This window comes from Spirosoma oryzicola (assembly GCF_021233055.1).
Taxonomy (GTDB): Bacteria; Bacteroidota; Bacteroidia; order Cytophagales; family Spirosomataceae; genus Spirosoma; species Spirosoma oryzicola.
Genome location: NZ_CP089538.1, coordinates 512,898 through 531,183 on the forward strand (window position 1 = coordinate 512,898; position 18,286 = coordinate 531,183).

At 44.9% G+C, this 18,286-nt stretch carries 13 protein-coding genes; 6 read left to right on the forward strand and 7 right to left on the reverse strand.

The window, feature by feature from the left end; genetic code table 11:
* Positions 1–64: 64 nt before the first annotated feature.
* Entirely contained in the window at positions 65–673 is a 609-nt protein-coding gene (locus LQ777_RS02105) for a cytochrome c oxidase subunit 3 (RefSeq protein WP_232560866.1), read from the forward strand.
* A gap of 77 nt (positions 674–750) precedes the next feature.
* Positions 751–2,721 carry a M1 family metallopeptidase gene (locus tag LQ777_RS02110; protein ID WP_232560867.1) on the forward strand — a complete coding sequence of 657 codons (1,971 nt, stop codon included), beginning with the start codon at positions 751–753 and terminating at the stop codon, positions 2,719–2,721.
* A gap of 69 nt (positions 2,722–2,790) precedes the next feature.
* Here LQ777_RS02110 and LQ777_RS02115 read toward each other — a convergent pair whose 3' ends face one another.
* The 4 genes from LQ777_RS02115 to secA all read right to left on the reverse strand — a co-directional run bounded on the left by LQ777_RS02115 (position 2,791) and on the right by secA (position 9,640).
* A complete protein-coding gene (locus LQ777_RS02115) occupies positions 2,791–3,729 on the reverse strand; it encodes a 3-oxoacyl-ACP synthase III family protein (RefSeq protein WP_232560868.1) in 939 nt (312 codons plus the stop codon).
* Positions 3,730–3,853: 124 nt separating this feature from the next.
* A complete protein-coding gene (locus LQ777_RS02120; RefSeq protein WP_232560869.1) occupies positions 3,854–5,002 on the reverse strand; it encodes a glycosyltransferase in 1,149 nt (382 codons plus the stop codon).
* Between the two features lie 63 nt (positions 5,003–5,065).
* Positions 5,066–6,148, reverse strand: coding sequence for a hypothetical protein (locus LQ777_RS02125; protein ID WP_232560870.1), 1,083 nt, complete (start codon positions 6,146–6,148; stop codon positions 5,066–5,068).
* Positions 6,149–6,250: 102 nt separating this feature from the next.
* Positions 6,251–9,640, reverse strand: coding sequence for a preprotein translocase subunit SecA (gene secA / locus LQ777_RS02130; protein ID WP_232560871.1), 3,390 nt, complete (start codon positions 9,638–9,640; stop codon positions 6,251–6,253).
* 218 nt (positions 9,641–9,858) lie between these two features.
* Between secA and LQ777_RS02135 the strand changes: the two genes are divergently transcribed.
* The 4 genes from LQ777_RS02135 to LQ777_RS02150 all read left to right on the forward strand — a co-directional run bounded on the left by LQ777_RS02135 (position 9,859) and on the right by LQ777_RS02150 (position 15,726).
* A complete protein-coding gene (locus LQ777_RS02135) occupies positions 9,859–12,243 on the forward strand; it encodes an SLBB domain-containing protein (protein WP_232562784.1) in 2,385 nt (794 codons plus the stop codon).
* Positions 12,244–12,253: 10 nt separating this feature from the next.
* On the forward strand, positions 12,254–13,324 hold the full coding sequence (locus LQ777_RS02140; protein ID WP_232560872.1) for a lipopolysaccharide biosynthesis protein: 1,071 nt from the start codon (positions 12,254–12,256) through the stop codon (positions 13,322–13,324).
* Positions 13,325–13,393: 69 nt separating this feature from the next.
* Positions 13,394–14,356, forward strand: coding sequence for a GDP-mannose 4,6-dehydratase (locus LQ777_RS02145; protein ID WP_232560873.1), 963 nt, complete (start codon positions 13,394–13,396; stop codon positions 14,354–14,356).
* Positions 14,357–14,361: 5 nt separating this feature from the next.
* Positions 14,362–15,726, forward strand: a complete 1,365-nt coding sequence (locus LQ777_RS02150; protein WP_232560874.1) for a lipopolysaccharide biosynthesis protein — start codon at positions 14,362–14,364, stop codon at positions 15,724–15,726.
* Positions 15,727–16,445: 719 nt separating this feature from the next.
* Here LQ777_RS02150 and LQ777_RS02155 read toward each other — a convergent pair.
* From LQ777_RS02155 to LQ777_RS02160, 3 genes are all read right to left on the reverse strand, one after another.
* Positions 16,446–16,928, reverse strand: coding sequence for a DMP19 family protein (locus LQ777_RS02155; RefSeq protein WP_232560875.1), 483 nt, complete (start codon positions 16,926–16,928; stop codon positions 16,446–16,448).
* Positions 16,929–17,150: 222 nt separating this feature from the next.
* Positions 17,151–17,516, reverse strand: coding sequence for a transposase (locus LQ777_RS30645; protein WP_425276938.1), 366 nt, complete (start codon positions 17,514–17,516; stop codon positions 17,151–17,153).
* 89 nt (positions 17,517–17,605) lie between these two features.
* Positions 17,606–18,016 carry a helix-turn-helix domain-containing protein gene (locus LQ777_RS02160; RefSeq protein WP_232560876.1) on the reverse strand — a complete coding sequence of 137 codons (411 nt, stop codon included), beginning with the start codon at positions 18,014–18,016 and terminating at the stop codon, positions 17,606–17,608.
* Positions 18,017–18,286 lie beyond the last annotated feature (270 nt).

The following is an 18,286-nucleotide window of genomic DNA, read 5'->3' on the forward strand; positions in this document are numbered from 1 at the left end:
GTTTGTGGTTCAGGATCGTCTGGCTATAGCGTAATTAGAAGCCACAAGCTACGAATCCTTACGAATGAGTAACTTCATCACGAAACGGCGGGAGCCGTTCCGCTTCATGGTCTGGCTTGGAATCGCTAGCAGCGTCATGCTGTTTACCATTCTGCTGGCCGCCTATGTGATCCGCCGAACGGGGCCGGGCTGGGCCAGCGTTAAGCTACCGAATGTCTTTTTAATCAGTACCGTAGTCATCGTTCTAAGCAGCCTCACGCTGAACAACGCCAATCAGGCTTTCCGGCATGAACGGTTTGGAAGTTACCGCAGCAACATGGCGACAACGCTGGTGCTAGGAACCCTTTTTATTCTTTTACAGGGTTGGGGTTGGCGGCAAATGATTCAGGCTGGTATCAAACTAGAAGGTAATCCGGCGGGTGGGTTCGTCTATATTATCTCCGGAGTCCACTTACTTCACATTTTGATCGGATTAATTTTTATCATCATTGCTTTGGTCGAAGCTCTTCGCCGTCGTCCCTACGTCGATTCGTTTGTTTATAGTGTTAATCCGCCCAATCAACTTAAAATTCGCCTGATAACGCTCTACTGGCATTTTGTTGATGTTTTGTGGATCGCTCTATTTATCTTCCTGCTGGTTCATCACGGCCTTGATTTACGCTTGCCCTTTTAACTATTCGTTCAGGCCAACACCTAGTTTTAGGGCTTTATCGCGTTATTTGTATATCAATCTTGTTTTATTATTGCTTCATGAAAAAAATTGTTCTCGGAGCGTGTCTATGGGCGTTAAGTATCCTCTCGTTCGCCCAAAACGCACCGTCATCAACGACGGGATCGAAATATGATCCGCTTGCCTTGTTTCATCCTCTTTTTAACATGCAGCCGGGTAACGACTACCGAACGGGTAGTGGTGCTCCTGGACCGCGCTACTGGCAAAACCGCTCGGACTACCAGATTAACGTTGCCCTTGACGATCAGCAAAACACGATCACGGGTGAGGTAACGATTACGTACAAAAATAATTCGCCCGAATCGTTGGCTTACTTATGGCTTCAGTTGGACCAAAATGCGTTCAGCGATACCTCGCGGGCTTCGAAAACGACACCCGTAACCGGTGGACGGTTCGGTAACCTGGGTTTTGCGGGTGGGCTATCGATCACGAGTGTAACGGTTGATCATGGCAAGAGCAAATTTGCGAACGCCCCTTACGAAGTTACGGATACCCGGATGCAGATACGTCTGGCAGAGCCTGTAAAACCGAATGGGGATGTGATAAAAGTGAAAATAGCCTATTCGTTTAAAATTCCTGAGTACGGCTCCGACCGCATGGGGCAGTTGAAGCGTAAGGATGGGGTCATTTACGAACTGGCTCAATGGTATCCACGGATGTGTGTCTACGACGACATCGAAGGGTGGAACGTATTGCCTTATCTGGGCGCGGGCGAGTTTTACCTCGATTACGGCGACTTCGAGTATAATGTTACCGTACCCTGGGATCATATCGTTGTCGGATCGGGCGAACTGCTGAATCCAAACGACGTTCTGACCACTGAACAGATCAAACGGCTGGCACAGGCCCGCCAAAGTGACAAAACGGTTATCATTCGCAGCAAGGACGAAGTAAACAATCCGGATTCCCGTCCGAAGAGAACGGGTACGCTGACCTGGAAATTCCGTTGCCAAAACACCCGCGATGTCGCCTGGGCTTCGTCAAAGGCGTTTGTGTGGGATGCTGCTAAAATGAATCTGCCAAGCGGTAAACCGTCTTTGGCTCAGTCCGTTTATCCGGTTGAAAGCGCGACCAATGATGCCTGGAACCGATCAACGGAGTACGTAAAGGGATGTATTGAATTTTACTCAAAATACCTGTACGAGTTTTCGTACCCCGTGGCTACCAACGTAGCGGGTATTGTAGGCGGTATGGAATACCCCGGTATTGTGTTCTGCGATCATAAAAGCCGTAAAGATGGATTGTGGGGGGTGACGGACCACGAATTTGGCCACAACTGGTTCCCTATGATCGTTGGCAACAACGAGCGTAAGTTTCCGTGGATGGATGAAGGATTTAACACCTTTATCAACACGCTTTCTACGGCTAACTTCAACAAGGGGGAATATGATCGCGAGCGCGGTACCATGCACGACCTTGCGCCCGCGTTGTTCTACCCAACCGAGCCGGTCATGACGATTCCTGATGTGCAACAGCCACGCGACTTAGGCATCCTGGCTTATTACAAACCGGGCATGGGATTGAAAATGCTGCGTGAATCGGTGTTAGGTCCTGAGCGCTTCGATTTTGCCTTTAAAAATTACGTGAATCGCTGGGCGTTTAAACACCCGACACCATACGATTTCTTCCGAAGCATGGAAGATGGTGCCGGCGAGGATTTAGGCTGGTTCTGGCGCGGCTTCTTCTACGAAACCTGGAAACTCGATCAGGCCGTTAAAGAAGTAAAATATGTAGATGGCTCCGCTGAGAAAGGATCACTGATTTCCATCGAAAACCTCGAAAAATTTGCCATGCCGGTGACTATCGAAGTTACTGAAAGCAATGGTAAAAAAGGACGGGTGAATTTGCCTATAGAAGTTTGGCAGCGGGGCGGCTCCTGGACGTTTAAGTACAATTCGACTTCACCGTTGAAGACGGTTGTTGTGGACCCGGACGAAAAACTGCCGGATATCAACGAAAAAAACAATACCTGGCGGGCCGATGCTCAATAAGGTAACGTAGCAAGTAAATAGCCTGTACTTAGTCGCCAAAGCGGCAATTAAGTACAGGCTATTTCTTTTTTATGCTTCGATTAACATGGCACCATACGAGTAGCCACCCCCGAAGACGGTTATGACGATGTGCTGACCTTTCTGGAAGGTATCCCACTGCTCGGAAAGCGCTATAGCGCAGCCTGCACAGCCGGTATTGCCGTACATCTGAATATTTGAAATCAATTTCTCCTCGGGCAGGCCAAGCGTATTCATCACATTGCGCGAGATACGCAGATTAGCCTGGTGTGGAAGCACGTAGTCTACATCGGCGAGTGTTAGGCCACACCGTTCGAGCACCTGTAGCGATGCTTTGGGCATGTACTGGCAAGCGTTAATAAACACATCACGACCGAAGGGCATACTGACGCCACCGTCGACAGGTTTCAGCATAACACCCGTGGTTGCTTTTGGCGTATGGGCCGCCCCACCCGTCAGCAGTGCTTTGATGGAAAAATCGCTTTCCTGCTGACGCTCTTTTGTGATCAGGAGCGCAGCAGCACCGTCGCCCCACAAATGACCCGAAACGGTGTCTTTGTCGTTATTATACGCCGTATTGTGCTCCGAAACGATGACAAGTGCACGGCTGGCTTTGTTAAGCGCAAAGTAACCTTCTACAACCTCGATGGCATTCAGCAACGAAGAGCAGGCCGTTGAAATGGAAACCACGGGTATGTCAGCGATACCAAGAAAATGCTGAGCCTCGTGGGCAAGTGAGACAATTGTGTCGTAGGGCGTATACGTTGCGCCAACAATCAGGTCAACCGTTGATAGGTCTGCCTTGGGCATAAGCCGACGAACCACCTCAACGGTCATCGTATTTGTATTCTCGCCGGGAGAGGCTTTGCGTCGCTCCCGGATGCCGGTACGCTCAATTATCCAATCACTGGATAGGCCGTTTAGCCTCGTAAAGTGTTCATTGCCGACTATCTCTGTAGGGAGATAATGACTTACTGCATGAATATACATCAGGTCAATAAAGTAAGGCTAATCCGAGTAAAACCTGAATTAACGCCGAAAGTTAAATCCTTCCGTGAAAGCGTAGTATCAAACATTGGAACAATACTATAAATAAGTGGAAATGTATAATTATTTATACCTGAATCCTTGTTTGCTGGCCTTCTCGAAAAACAAGTTCATAAAAGCGTAACAGCTTATAGGCTTCGCTTTTCCAGTTATATTCTGTTTCTACCGCCCGGCGTCCCCTCTGGCTCATGTCGTAGCTTTGCCCTGGGTTCTCGATAAGAAAGGTCAACGCATCAGCCAGTTGTACCGGATCGGTAGGATCAACACACAAGCCACATTGGTGACGCTCTACAACGTGGCGGTAAAGAGGAAAATTTGAGGTTATGACCGGTAAACCTAAGGCCATGTATTCAAACATCTTGGTTGTGTAGGAGTCTGGGTAGTCACCAACGGCTTTGAGCAAAGCCAGGCCAGCTGTACATTGGGATGTATACGAGAGCGCTTTCTTTTGATCTGCATAGCCGTGAAAATGCAGATTATTTTGAACAGACGCAAAACCGGGTAGCTCCTTGAGCTGCTCATCTGTACAAGTCCGTTCCCCGAATAAATGAACCTGGAAAAGAGGGTGGCGTTTTTTCAAAAGAACCAGGCCTGCAACTAACGTGTCGATAGCGCGCTCAAAACTTATCCAGCCGATGTAAAAAAAGATTGGCTCTTGCTGATTGGGTGTGTAGGGACTACGAAAAACATCCAGAAAAGACAACCGCGGATAATTATAAATGATGGTGTATGGTTTCGCCAGGTTTGTATAGGTGTCAAGGTAGCGGTGTTCCGTAAAAATGAGGTGAAACCGGCGTTGTGCCATCGCGTCGAACAAAAAGAACAGCCACATGAAAACAGCCCCCTGATTGGTCGCTTTCTCGTGCTTCTTTTTGTACAGATTCTCGTGAACTTCGTACAAGACCGGGATACTTAGCGCCAACTGAATAAGACGGGCTAACGGGAGAAGTTCAGGATCGTATATGTGAAGCAGTTGAGGACGCAGTCGAAAGGCATACCAAAGCACGAAGGGTTGGCTGACCAGAACGCGGAACAACAGACGCCTAAATTTGGGAAGCCAGCGGTAATCGACTCCGTTTCTGTAGCCTGTTGACACATGAGGTAAGGCTGCCGTTAGGTCGTAGTGCGGTGCCAGACTCGGAATTACCCGGTAGGCTAATCGCGGGTCTTGGCATGGGTGGGCTGTGCTAACGTGCAGAATACGGACTTTGTTCATCCTAAAGAGTGAGAGCTAGATGGATGTGCCTATCAGGTCGCCGGAGGCAGGTTGGCAGCCGATTTATTTCTTTACACCAAAAGCGCGCAGTTCTGCATCTAATTTTTGGTTCCAGCGTTCCTGCGCTGCCTGATTGATTCCGTGATTGGTTTCACTGTCGTACTGCTCCTGCATGTGGTTCATCTCGCGAAAAGATTCGATGAATTTGTACTGAATAATGCTGTTGTAATCCTCCAGCGTCAGGCTGTCCGGCTGAATTTTACGCTTGAACCGCTCGACAATTATTTTGGCAACGTCAAAATGGCGCTGTTCGTGGTTTAAGGCGTAGTCGTTTTTGGCCTCGGGTCTTCCCCAGGAGGAATTTTTAAGCATGTATCCTTTTACTGTCAGGTTGACATTAATAATGCCATCTTTTACGCTGCTCTTGCCCTCGTAGGCGAAACTGGTGAATACTTCCGCGGCATAATGACTACCCCGGCGTGGTTCGGCCCGAAAATCGGCCCAGGTTAATTTGCGAGCTGGATTGTAGTGTACCGTGTCATCGTCAGTAATGCGATTGTCATCAATGATCGTAACCTTAAGATCTTTCGCCAGCCTTTCATTTTTACCACTTTCCCGATTCATATAATCGTTCAAATTACGCAATGAAGCCACAAGCGCTTGCCGAATGGTTGGCTCAACAACAGCAGTCTGGCCGAGCGGTCGGGTGTAGTTCGCGCTGCCCTGATACTCGGTCAATCGGGTGCTCGTCTCAGTTCCCGTATCATCTTTGCCCAATAATTCAAAAGCAGCGCTAAACGTAAAATGACCGGTTACTCGACTGCCACTGGCTGTCTCCGTTATTTTGCACTGGCGGATACGCATCGCAATCGGCCGTAACGACCGATTCTGCTTCATGTTCTGATTAATAAATTGCCGTATGTGCGTAGCAACGCCGTCCTCCAAATCAACAGGTTGCACAGGCTGGTTAAGCACTAGCGCCAGGCGGGCAACGGGACCTCGTTCGGGCCGCTGATCAGTAACGGTCGCTATGTAGAATTCTTTAGGCGTAAAGGGCAGCGATTGAGAACTAAGTCGGATAGGGGTAGCCGGGGGGGCAAACGAGAGCAGCCCAACTAAAATCAATCCAAAGAATACGTTGTTCATTTGCCTTGAAAGGGCTCAGTATTGGTAATAGACGTTTCGTATATCAACAAAAAAGCCCCCCGAATATACAAATCGGGGGGCGTTTTGACAAGTAAGCTCAGGTTATTCGATGAGCATCGCTTTTCCACTTACGACATCATTTTCAACCGTCTTGAATTTAACGTCGCGTTTGATCGAGCCATCGGCATACTGAACGTTAACACGGGCATTCCGGTCCATCTTAGCCACCCGTGCTGGTAGCTGGGGAGGCATTGGCGGAGCGCCTGCTCCCATCGCGTTATTTTCAGCCATCCGACGAGCGTATTCTTCAGGACCGGTCGCCAGATGGTCGTCATCAAAGTCCTCTATGTTTGTGTGCAATTCCGGCTGCGGTTCTGGCCGACGCTGGGCTGGTGCCTGCCGAATTTCCTGCTGTACTTCTTCGGCTTCCTGGGCTGGAATATCTGCTTTGGTCAGGAAGCTGATTGTGTCGAAGTTTACTTTGGTCAGGAATCGCTTAAATAACTCTACCGACTCAAACTTGTACACCAATAAGGGGTCTTTCTGCTCGAAAACGGCATTTTGCACCGATTGCTTCAGATCGTCCATTTCGCGAAGGTGTTCCTTCCACTCCTGGTCAATGACTGACAGCGTAACCGCTTTTTCCATCTCGGTCACGATTTCACGGCTGTTCGACTCAACCGATTTCTGCAAATCGGCAACGACCGTCAATTCGTGAAGTCCATCGGAGAAAGGCACGACAATATTTTTGATCTGATGCCCCTGCTCGTTCCAGACCTGGGTTAATACCGGCAATGCTTTCTCGGCAATAGCTTCGTTTTTCGCCTGATAATGGGCTTCTGCCTCGTCGTACAAACGCCGGGTCAACTCAGGTTTCTTCAACCGGTTAAACTCTTCGTTTGTCACTTCTGGCGTAAAGCCGAGCGTTGTAAGCAGCTGAAGTTTTACCTCCTCAAAATTGCCCTCCGCATTGTTGACGGTTTCTTCGACAACGTCATACATCGTATTGGCAATATCGAGTGGTAAGCGGTCGCCGAAGAGCGCGTTCCGACGCCGTTTGTAAATCGCTTCCCGCTGGTAGTTCATCACGTCATCGTATTCCAGCAGCCGTTTCCGAATGCCGAAGTTGTTTTCTTCGACTTTCTTCTGCGCGCGTTCGATCGACTTGGTGATCATGGAATGCTGAATGACTTCACCTTCTTCCAGACCCATACGGTCCATCACTTTGGCGATTCGCTCAGAACCGAATAAACGCATCAGGCTATCTTCGAGCGATACAAAGAACTGCGACGTACCGGGGTCACCCTGACGACCCGAACGACCGCGTAACTGCCGGTCAACCCGGCGCGATTCGTGACGCTCGGTACCAATGATGGCCAGACCACCAGCCGACCGCGATTCGGGCGTCAGTTTAATGTCAGTACCACGACCAGCCATGTTAGTAGCAATCGTCACCGTACCCGGCAGACCCGCAGTCGCAACAATCTCAGCTTCGCGCTGGTGATACTTCGCGTTCAGAACCTGGTGTTGAATCTTACGAAGCGTGAGCAAACGGCTCAGCAGCTCAGAGTTTTCAACCGAAGTTGTACCAACCAGAACAGGACGACCTTTTTCGACCAGACTCGTAATCTCATCGACAACGGCGTTGTACTTCTCGCGTACCGAACGATAAACTTTATCTTCCTCATCTTTCCGGCTGATAGAACGGTTGGTTGGAATAACCACGACGTCCATTTTGTAAATTTGCCAGAATTCAGAGGCCTCCGTTTCAGCGGTACCTGTCATACCCGCCCGCTTGTGGTACATCCGGAAGTAATTCTGTAGCGTAACCGTAGCGTAGGTTTGGGTAGCGTCTTCAACTTTCACGTTTTCTTTCGCTTCCACCGCCTGGTGCAGCCCATCCGACCACCGGCGGCCTTCCATGATACGACCCGTCTGCTCATCCACGATTTTTACCTTGCCGTCCATAATGACGTATTCGGTATCTTTTTCGAACAAGCAATACGCTTTCAGTAACTGATTAACCGTGTTGATGCGCTGCGTTTTGACGGCGTAGTCGCGTACTACAGCTTCTTTATGCAGAATTTTTTCCGGCTCCGAGAAATCACTGTCTTTATCAATCGCATTCAGATCGATCGACAGATCCGGCAGGATAAAGAAGTTTGGATCTTCGCCCGATCCGGTGATAAAATCAATACCTTTTTCGGTTAGATCGATGCTATTGTGCCGCTCGTCGATTGTGAAATACAACGGTGCGTCCGCTTCTGGCATCAATTTCTGGTTCTCGGCCAGATAAATAGACTCCGTTCTTTGTAACAAGGCTTTGTTCCCTGTTTCACTCAAGAACTTGATGAGCGGTTTATGCTTTGGCAAACCACGGTAGGCACGGAACAGCGACAAACCGCCTTCCTTTTCGTCGCCAGCCGCAATTTTCTTTTTGGCGTCGTTGAGGTAATCGTAGACCAGTTTCCGTTGGGCTTCAACTACCCGAGATACCCGAGGCTTTAACTCAATATAATCCTGCTCATCACCACGGGGTACAGGTCCGCTAATGATCAGCGGAGTCCGGGCATCGTCAATCAATACAGAGTCGACTTCATCCACCATTGCGTAGTGGTGCTTCCGCTGAACCAGTTCACCCGTTTCACGGGCCATATTGTCACGCAGGTAATCGAAGCCAAATTCGTTATTTGTTCCGTACGTAATGTCGGCCAGATAAGCCTGCTTACGGGCGGGGGAGTTAGGCTGGTGCTTATCGATGCAATCCACCCGCATTCCATGGAATTCAAAAAGAGGAGCCATCCACTCCGAGTCACGCTTCGCCAGGTAATCATTGACGGTTACGATGTGTACACCGCGACCGGCCAATCCGTTCAGGAAAGCGGGGAACGTTGCTACAAGCGTTTTACCTTCACCAGTAGCCATCTCCGCGATTTTCCCCTGGTGAAGCACAACACCACCGATAATCTGAACGTTGTAGTGGACCATATCCCACTTAATGGGTGACCCAGCCGCGTCCCAGCGATTAGCCCAGTGAGCTTTTTCGCCATCGATGGTAACGTTCTTTTTGCGGGAAGCAATTTCACGATCGAAATCGGTAACTGTAACCGTTAATTGATCATTTTCGGTAAACCGCCGGGCTGTTTCCTTAACCACCGCAAAGGCGCGGGGAAGAATGTCCATCAGCACCCGTTCCAGTTCAATGTTTCGCTCTGCTTCCAGTTTATCGATCTGGTTGAATAGACGCTCTTTTTCATTAACGTCTACTTCGGGATGGTTTACCGACTCATTGAGTTCCGCAAGCTGGTTATCGATACCGCCAAGTTCATCCGCGATCTGGGCTTTCAATTCAGCTGACACCCGACGCAATTCATCGTTGGACAGGTCTTTTAACCGGGCAAATTCGGCATTCACCTTCTCAACGTAAGGAAGCAACTCCTTGATATCTCGTTGCGACTTAGTGCCGAAGAACTTTGCTATCAGATTAATCATTTCGTTTAGTCGTTACTCGTCCGCTGTCTAAATCAATTCCGCTCTTTAGGAACTAATTACTGATGACGAACGACTTATTTTTCTACAAATTTAGTGCATTAGGATGGGACTACAAGGTAAGTATTACCTATGTTAGGCTCAGCTTACTATGTGGGAACAATGTTTTAAGAGTATTCTATTACTTTTGCGAATCAAATATTGGCCCAAAGCCACTGTTCATGCGTACCACCGACAAATTGTCACATTATAGTCATCTAATAAACCCGTTTTACCTTGGTTTGGTGCTATTGTTGCTAACGGGAATACAGCAAGCTTCAGCTCAGAGACCACGTTCTCGCGTTGATCAATTAAGTGACGAGGATGTACAGAACTTTTATCGAAGAGCTCAGGCCAGCGGTCTCAGTGAAGCCCAAATTGAGCAAGCGGCTATGTCACAAGGCTATACATTAGATGATATAGCTAAGATGCGGAAACGTATTAATGAAATACGCTCATTGACATCGTTACCGCAAAATCAAACGGCGAATGCAACAGGACGCACGCTTCCCTATGATCTTTCAAGTCGAATGGATTCAGTACCAGGAAGAAATGTTCGGAAAGACACAAGCCGTGGCTTACCTGTTTTTGGCGCTTCTCTTTTTGAAAACGCCAATCTCTCGTTTGAGCCAAACTTACGTATAGCCACTCCTCGTAACTACGTTGTTGGGCCTGACGACGAAATAAGAATTGATATTTCTGGAGCATCAACTGGCGAGTTTCAGTTAAAAGTAACACCTGATGGTACCGTAAAAGTACCCAGCCTACCACCCATTTTTGTTGCAGGACTTACAATTGAGCAAGCAGAGCAACGCATTATCGCTCGTTTGCGTCAGGGCGGCTATCAGGGGCTTGGCCAAGCAGGTAGTGGTACTACCGCTAATGTCACATTGACCAATATCCGTAGTATCCGCGTTACTTTAGTTGGGGAAGTGGTTCATCCAGGCACGTATACGATATCGTCATTAGGCACTGCTTTCAACGCTCTTTATCTGGCTGGTGGACCAAACCCCGAAACAGGGTCGTTTCGAAAAATCAATATCATACGTGGTAATCGCATTATACGTACGATTGACCTGTACGACTTTATTTTACGTGCTGATCAGCGCGATAACATTCGTCTGCAGGATCAGGATGTTATTCGGGTCGCTGATTACGAGACACGGGTTGAGTTGACTGGGCAAGTTAGAAGGCCAGCCATCTTTGAGGTGTTGCCGGGTGAAACGCTCAAGAATGTTCTTTCGTTTGCCGGTGGATTTGGTGATGATGCCTATCGGGCTTCTATTACGCTTCGACGTAACACAACTCGTGAACGGCGGATTGTTACCATTACGGAAGAGCAAGTAGCTAGCTTTGTACCGCAACGTGGTGACAAATTTATCGTTGGAAAAATCTTAGAGCGTTACGAAAACCGGATACAAATAGCAGGCGCTGTTATGCGCCCAGGTGATTATGCTCTTGAGCCTGGTCTGGAAACTGTCAAACAACTCATAGCACGAGCGGATGGGCTACGCAAAGATGCGTTTACCAATCGGGCCACCATTCTGAGAGAACGGACCGATATGGATCAAGAGAACCTTTCATTTGATCTAGGTAAACTCATGCGGGGAGAAATTGCCGATATACCTCTTCAGCGCCAAGACAGCTTGACGGTGTTGTCGATACGGGATTTACGTGAGCGGTACTATGTGACTATCGAAGGAGCTGTTAACAATCCTGATACTGTCGATTATGTAAACAATATGACAGTAGCTGATTTAATTGCTCAGGCAGGTGGATTTCAAGAAGGGGCTAAGCCAAATCTGGTCGAAGTGGCCCGTCGCATTCGCCAGGACTCATCGGGAGTACGCACAACGATACTTGAAACGTATCGTTTTTCGATAGATCGAAATCTTCAGATAACTCCTTTAGAAAGTAATTCACCCGAGTTTCGGCTTCAGCCTTTTGATATAGTTTATGTAAGGACTTCAATTAATTATGAAGCTCAGAAGCAAGTAGCTATTTTAGGCGAAATCATGCAGCCTGGGAATTATGCTATTTATAGCCGAGAAGAGCGTATCAGCGATTTAATTAAACGAGCGGGGGGAATAAAGCCGGAAGCTTATATTCCTGGGGCCCAGCTTCGGCGTCAAGGGCAACTTATAGGTAACGACCTAAGGAACGTATTAAATGATCCTAGTGCTGAAGAAAATCTATTGATTCAAAATGGTGATACTTTACTTATTCCTCGTCGGTCTGAAATTGTCACGGTACAGGGTGGAGTCCTAAATCCATCATCTGTTAGCTTTAAATCTGAATACAGCTTTAACGATTACATTAGTGAAGCTGGAGGATTTACTGAGAACGCGAGGAAGAAGAAGGCATACGTGATTTATCCAAATGGTCGTAAAGATAGAACGCACAAGTTCCTTTTTTTTACTTCAAGGCCCCAAGTAGAGCCGGGTTCAACAGTAGTTGTGCCATTTAAGCCTTTAGATACGAATCGGCTAACTGCAGCGGAGCGAATCGGTATATTTTCGTTACTAGCAACTGTGTCCATCGCACTTATTAATGTCTTAGTTCGTTAGTTCTTTCCATATGTCTGTAACAGAAAATAAAGAAAAAGAAACGGTTGACGAAGACGAAATAGAAATTCGTGTAAGCGATATTATCCAGTTTTTTAAAGATAGTCGTCGGCAGATACTGTTGGGAGTCTCCATTGGATTTGTGATTGGTGCTTTATACGCATTTAATAAACCAAATCAATATAGTGCTCAAGCTACAGTAATGCCAGAAATCCAGTCAAAGACGGGTAGTTTGAGCGGACTAGGTTCCTTAGCTGGATTAGCTGGGCTTGATATTAGTGGTGCTACTGGTTCTACGGATGCGGTTAGGCCTGATATATATCCCGATATTTTACAAAGTGTGCCTTTTGCTCTGCACATCCTACAGCAGAGGGTTTATTCGCAACGACTAGCCAAAGAGACGAGTTTACAAGAATTTCTTGATCAGCAGGACAGCCAATCTTGGTTCAGTAGTATGGTGAATGCAAGTAGCGACGAGACTCCGTTACTTGATCCAAATAATCGAAGCAAGACCTTGCAAATTACGAAAAAGCAGGAGGCCCTTATTAAACAAGTTCATAAATCAATAACAGCTACGTTCGATAAAAAGACAGGGATTATAAAGGTGGAAACAGTTTTTACTGATCCCGTTGTTGCAGCTACTCTTGCTCGTTTGTCTTTACAATATCTCACTAGCTATGTTGCAAGCTACCGCACTGAAAAAGTTAGGAACCAAGTTACTTTCTTGACCAAGCAAGTAGCTGAAGCTAAGCACCGTTACCAAATAGCTGAATATACACTTTCTACCTACAGAGATAAAAATAGGAATCTTTTTCTTCAAACGGCAAAAATAGAAGAGCAACGATTAGAAGCTGACTTTCTACTCGCTCAAAACGTCTTCAACGATCTTTCAAAACAATTGGAACAGGCAAAGATCAAAGTAGAGGAGCAAGCTCCAGTCTTTAAAATATTGGAACCCGCTCAAATTCCTCTGAAAAAGAGCGGTCCTCAACGAACTTTAATAACAGTTGGGTTTGCTTTCGTCGGGGGACTTATTGGCCTAATAATTATGACAGTAAGACGGCTTAAAATGCTTTTGAGCTAGGCGGTATATAACGTTATATAACGTTAGAATTGAATAAGAGAACGTTATTAACATTCCAACGAACTTTTGGTGAAAACAGCATTAATCTGTGGAATTTCAGGGCAAGATGGCGCTTATCTTGCTGAGCTATTGCTAAAAAAAGGCTATAAAGTATATGGTGGATCTCGTGATGCTCAAATGTCATCATTTAGTGGATTAAATCAGCTAAGTATAAGGCATGAAATAGAAACCATCTCTATAAGCATTAATGATTTCCGATCTGTACTGCAAACTTTGAAACGTACAAAGCCCGATGAAGTTTATAACCTAGCGGGACAAAGCTCAGTCGGTTTATCATTTGAACAGCCTGTCGAAACACTCGAAAGTATAAGTATGGGCACGCTAAATCTGCTTGAAGCGATACGTTTTAGTGATTTACCGATTAGATTTTATAATGCCGGATCTAGCGAGTGCTTTGGTGATACGGGGGCAGCGTTAGCAGACGAAAAAACTCCGTTCAGACCACGTAGCCCGTATGGAGTGGCAAAAGCTGCTGCTTTTTGGCAGGTTGCAAATTATCGAGAAGCATACCATCTGCACGCTAGCACTGGTATACTTTTCAATCATGAGTCTCCATTACGACCGGAGCGCTTTGTTACCCAAAAAATCGTATCAGCTGCTTGTCGTATTGCTCAAGGGAGCAAAGAGCTACTGACATTAGGCAATCTTGATATTGCTCGGGACTGGGGATGGGCACCAGATTACGTGGAAGCTATGTGGTTAATGCTACAACGTAACCATGCAGACGACTATGTTATTGCTACAGGCCAAACACATAAGCTAAGACATTTTATAGATATTGTATTCAAAACAGTTGGATTAAATTGGCAAGATCATGTCCATATAGATTCACTATTGTTCAGGCCGACGGATATTGCTGAGGGGCATGCAAATCCGGCCAAAGCACAATTCAAACTAGGCTGGAAAGCTACTCGAAATGTGGAAGATGTTGCTCGCTTAATGGTTGAAGAGCGATTAGAAAGAAGTGTTTGACATTTATGAAAGCAATAACATTCGCTTACTTACATGATAAATTTCGTAGTATACACCCTCGCACTAAAAAAGTACAACTTAATACCGTAGCAGGCCTTCTAATAAAAGGAGGAGGTATGCTAATATCTCTACTTTTAGTTCCGCTAACAATCGATTATCTGTCGAAGGAAACTTATGGCACATGGCTTACAATCAGTTCCGTCGTAACAATGATGTCATTTTTGGACATAGGTATAGGTAACGGTCTACGCAATAAGTTCTCAGAAGCAGTAGCTAATAAAGACACTATTCTTGCTCGGGCTTACGTTAGCACTTCGTACTCTATTTTTAGCGCCATACAACTGTTATTAATAACTGTATTTTTATGCGTGTGTTCTTTCGTACCCTGGTCAAAAGTATTTAACACAAAAATTGATATACATAGTTTACAATTAGTAATAGTACTTACAGTTATTGCACTTTCAATAAAACTTGTGCTCGATATAGTGTCTTATATACTGTTCGCGTTACAAGAGACAGCTAAAGCAGGCTTTATCACATTGTTATCCAACATTATAATACTACTTGGTACGTATATACTAAAGTATTTCACTAATGGTGAGCTGACTTATCTAGCTGCAATATCAGCTTTTACTCCTGTAATCGTCTTAATGCTGAGTAGCATCGTACTATTCAGAGGAGAGCTGAAAAAATATCGTCCTTCATGGCAACTGGTTGATTTAAAGCATGCTAGTAGTCTGCTGTCTATAGGATACAAATTCTTTGTAATTCAGATAGCAGTTATTGTTATTTTCTATACAGACAATCTCATTATAACACAATTATTCGGTCCTGCTGAGGTAACTGTATACAATGTTGCTTTTCGGTATTTCAATTCCATCAACACAATATTCGCGATTGCAATAGCGCCTTACTGGTCAGCTTTTACTGAAGCGTACGTTAAAGGCGATATGGCTTGGATGAAAAAAACATATAACTATTTACAAAAAATATGGATGGGTTTGTTTCTAGCTGTAGTTATGATGATTATAGCATCAAATTATATATATTACATATGGGTTGGCGATAGAGTGACAATACCAACGCAACTTAATATTTGTATTGGACTATTCGTTGTAATCAGTTGTTGGAACAATGTAACTGTAGCAGTAATAAATGGACTGGGGAAAGTAAGGCTGCAATTATATTATTCTAGCTTTTCGGCATTTATTAACATTCCGCTTGGAATAATATTAGGTAAATCTATGAACATGGGTAGCGCAGGTGTAATATTAGCGACTGGATTATCTTTGTTGATTGGTTCAGTTTTCGGAGGTATACAAGCAAAAAAACTTATTTCAGGAAAGGCCAAAGGAATTTGGAATAAATAATCTTTTTGTAATGCATGGGTATTTATAGGATTTTTCTGTTCCACATCGTAACTATCTTCTATGATAAAAGTTTTTATTACTTCAAAATAGTAAACATCTACATGTATGGAACGATAGAAAAGCTAGCTAAGTAAGTATAGAATAACTAGTTATTCTAATTAGTTGCTAAATAATAATACTAAAAGTAAAATTGTTCATTTTTAATTTACTGATCGTAAAAAAAAACATTTCTCTCTACCAGCACAGTTGCTTCGAATATGCCCTCTATCTGACGAGTTAGTACAGAAAACAAGAGTTACTATACTCTATTGTATTCAACATTTCAATGATTGCACAAATTTTATAAGAAGTAGAGTACTCTAGCCAGTTATTTTTCAACAATTGTGGAAGAGAAGAGACAGTTTGTATTTTAGCTAATTGCTAAATATTAAGGGGCCATACTATCATAGAACAGATTATTGTCTTTGTGAGATATCCTTTTTTGTAGCAAGTATTTATAACTATATGAATGAATATATTTAGCTATTTTTTTGTCAATACTGAATCAATTAATATAACAAAGCTTTTTTGGATGGTAATATAACACTTAATACTGTAAACAAAATAGATAGTGTATGTATTGACAAAAAATTGATCAATACATACACTATCTAATACTGAATTAAATCTAAAAAATGTTTTTACTTATTGCTCCGCGAATTACCTTATAATATTCGTGTTTATTTGAAATGAGCGAGATAAGACCCAAGCTGATCCAGTAAGTCATCTTCACTACCTTCTAAAGCGTAATATTCATCTGTGAGCTTTTCTAGTTCATCAGCTAGCTCTTCATCAAAATCCACTATACGATCTAATTTCCTTTCGGAGATTCTCATTCTAAACTCATCAACACTGTATTGGTCTTTATTGACTTCATGGATTGCTCTTCCCAGAATCGATGCTGCCTTTAGCGCTTTGATGCGCTTTAAATGGTCAATGGTCAAATAAGCGAACTGACCATAGGAGTTAAAAAAATACTGATGTAAGCCGCCATTTAATACTTGATAGTTGAGGATACCAATCGTGTAGACAACTTGAAGATCTCGCGGTAAGTCAATAATATACCTGTACCACCTTTCATAGTCATGTAAGATAGCTTCAGTCAGGCCGCTGACGGCTTCATAATATCGCTCGTTGATGAGCGTATCGTTTTCATTTTCCATGGTCTGTAGCGCTCTCTTAGAAGTCACTATCTGTTTCACAGCCGTTGAATTAACTCGTAACGAAGCCGATCTCTTTCTTGCGAAAGAAGGCTTTTATCAGCTTCGGGTCTTCCGTCAGATATCGGATTTGTTCGAGAACCGCTGTGGCAAGTTCATCTAAGTTAGTAAAGACTTGATTCTTTAGGCTTCGTTTTAGCTGGCTCCAAACCAATTCGACTGGATTCAGTTCAGGGCCACCGTGGCGCGGCTGTAAGCAGGCAAACGTTCTAAATGTATCCGACCTGGTCTGTTTCGTAAAAAGGTCTTGACTGCTTCACTCCGGTGAATGGCTGCTCCATCCCAAATTACTAATAAGTCTCGTTTACGGTATCGACCGCAGAGTTTGTCTAGAAACCATACTATATCCTCGCTAGTAAAGGCTTGATCTTGCCCCCCGACATAGAGTCGGCCATTGGGCGCGATGGCAGCAATCAAGCTAAGATGGGTTCGGCCTGCTTGCTCAACCACTGTAGGTGGCTGACCACAAGGAGCCCAGGTATGGGCTAATAAAGGCAGTAAGTAGCAAGCCGATTCATCTACGTATAAGATGGTCCGCTGCTCATTCTGCGCTTTTTTTAAGTTCGGGTAAGCGCTCTTGTCGCCACTGAGTTACAGCGCGCATATCTTGTTGACGTGCTTTAGCCTGCGGTTTCTGACGACCGGGCCGCCGGAGCGGTCCATCCAACTTTCTTCAACAAACGCCCAACTTGAGAAGGGTCATAACTAATACCAAACAGTTTTTTAATAATCTCATTAACGCGAAGCCGTGTCCAAACAGAACCAACAAAGCCCTGTTGTTCAGCTCCCTTGTTAAGTTCTTCTACCAATTGAAGCAACTGGGCGTTTGTTAAACGGGTCTGAGCACCCGGAGGCTTCCGCCACTGCAAAGCTGCTGGCCCTTGCTGCCGATATTTCTTCAAAGTTTGACTGACCCACCCCTGAGTCAAGCCTAATGCCTGGGCAATAGGTTTTTGTTTCCATCCCGCCTGATCGAGTTCGACGCAACGTCGGCGGAGTACTTCGTAATCGGAGTGTTTATAACTTGCCATAAGCTGAACAAGTTACGAATATTATAAGATAATTCACGGAGCAATAACTGTGTATCATCCTAATAAAGAATAATATTGATTGAATTTAATACAGGTTGCTATATAGATTGTGGTAATGGCTATAGACAAAAGATTATTTTGTGATTTATTTTTAAAATAGTGCATAGTGGAGAGATATGCTCACGTAAATCAAAAGTATTTATAAAACTCAAAACCACATAGTGTCCCAATCAGAATTTTGCTCAAATATAGGACAGTAAATTTTGCTAA

Coding starts and splice junctions, on each gene's coding strand:
- LQ777_RS02105 (WP_232560866.1), top strand. CDS start 65: ATGAGTAACTTCATCACGAAACGGCGGGAGCCGTTCCGCTTCATGGTC.
- LQ777_RS02110 (WP_232560867.1), top strand. CDS start 751: ATGAAAAAAATTGTTCTCGGAGCGTGTCTATGGGCGTTAAGTATCCTC.
- LQ777_RS02115 (WP_232560868.1), bottom strand. CDS start 3,729: ATGTATATTCATGCAGTAAGTCATTATCTCCCTACAGAGATAGTCGGC.
- LQ777_RS02120 (WP_232560869.1), bottom strand. CDS start 5,002: ATGAACAAAGTCCGTATTCTGCACGTTAGCACAGCCCACCCATGCCAA.
- LQ777_RS02125 (WP_232560870.1), bottom strand. CDS start 6,148: ATGAACAACGTATTCTTTGGATTGATTTTAGTTGGGCTGCTCTCGTTT.
- secA (WP_232560871.1), bottom strand. CDS start 9,640: ATGATTAATCTGATAGCAAAGTTCTTCGGCACTAAGTCGCAACGAGAT.
- LQ777_RS02135 (WP_232562784.1), top strand. CDS start 9,859: ATGCGTACCACCGACAAATTGTCACATTATAGTCATCTAATAAACCCG.
- LQ777_RS02140 (WP_232560872.1), top strand. CDS start 12,254: ATGTCTGTAACAGAAAATAAAGAAAAAGAAACGGTTGACGAAGACGAA.
- LQ777_RS02150 (WP_232560874.1), top strand. CDS start 14,362: ATGAAAGCAATAACATTCGCTTACTTACATGATAAATTTCGTAGTATA.
- LQ777_RS02155 (WP_232560875.1), bottom strand. CDS start 16,928: ATGGAAAATGAAAACGATACGCTCATCAACGAGCGATATTATGAAGCC.
- LQ777_RS02160 (WP_232560876.1), bottom strand. CDS start 18,016: ATGGCAAGTTATAAACACTCCGATTACGAAGTACTCCGCCGACGTTGC.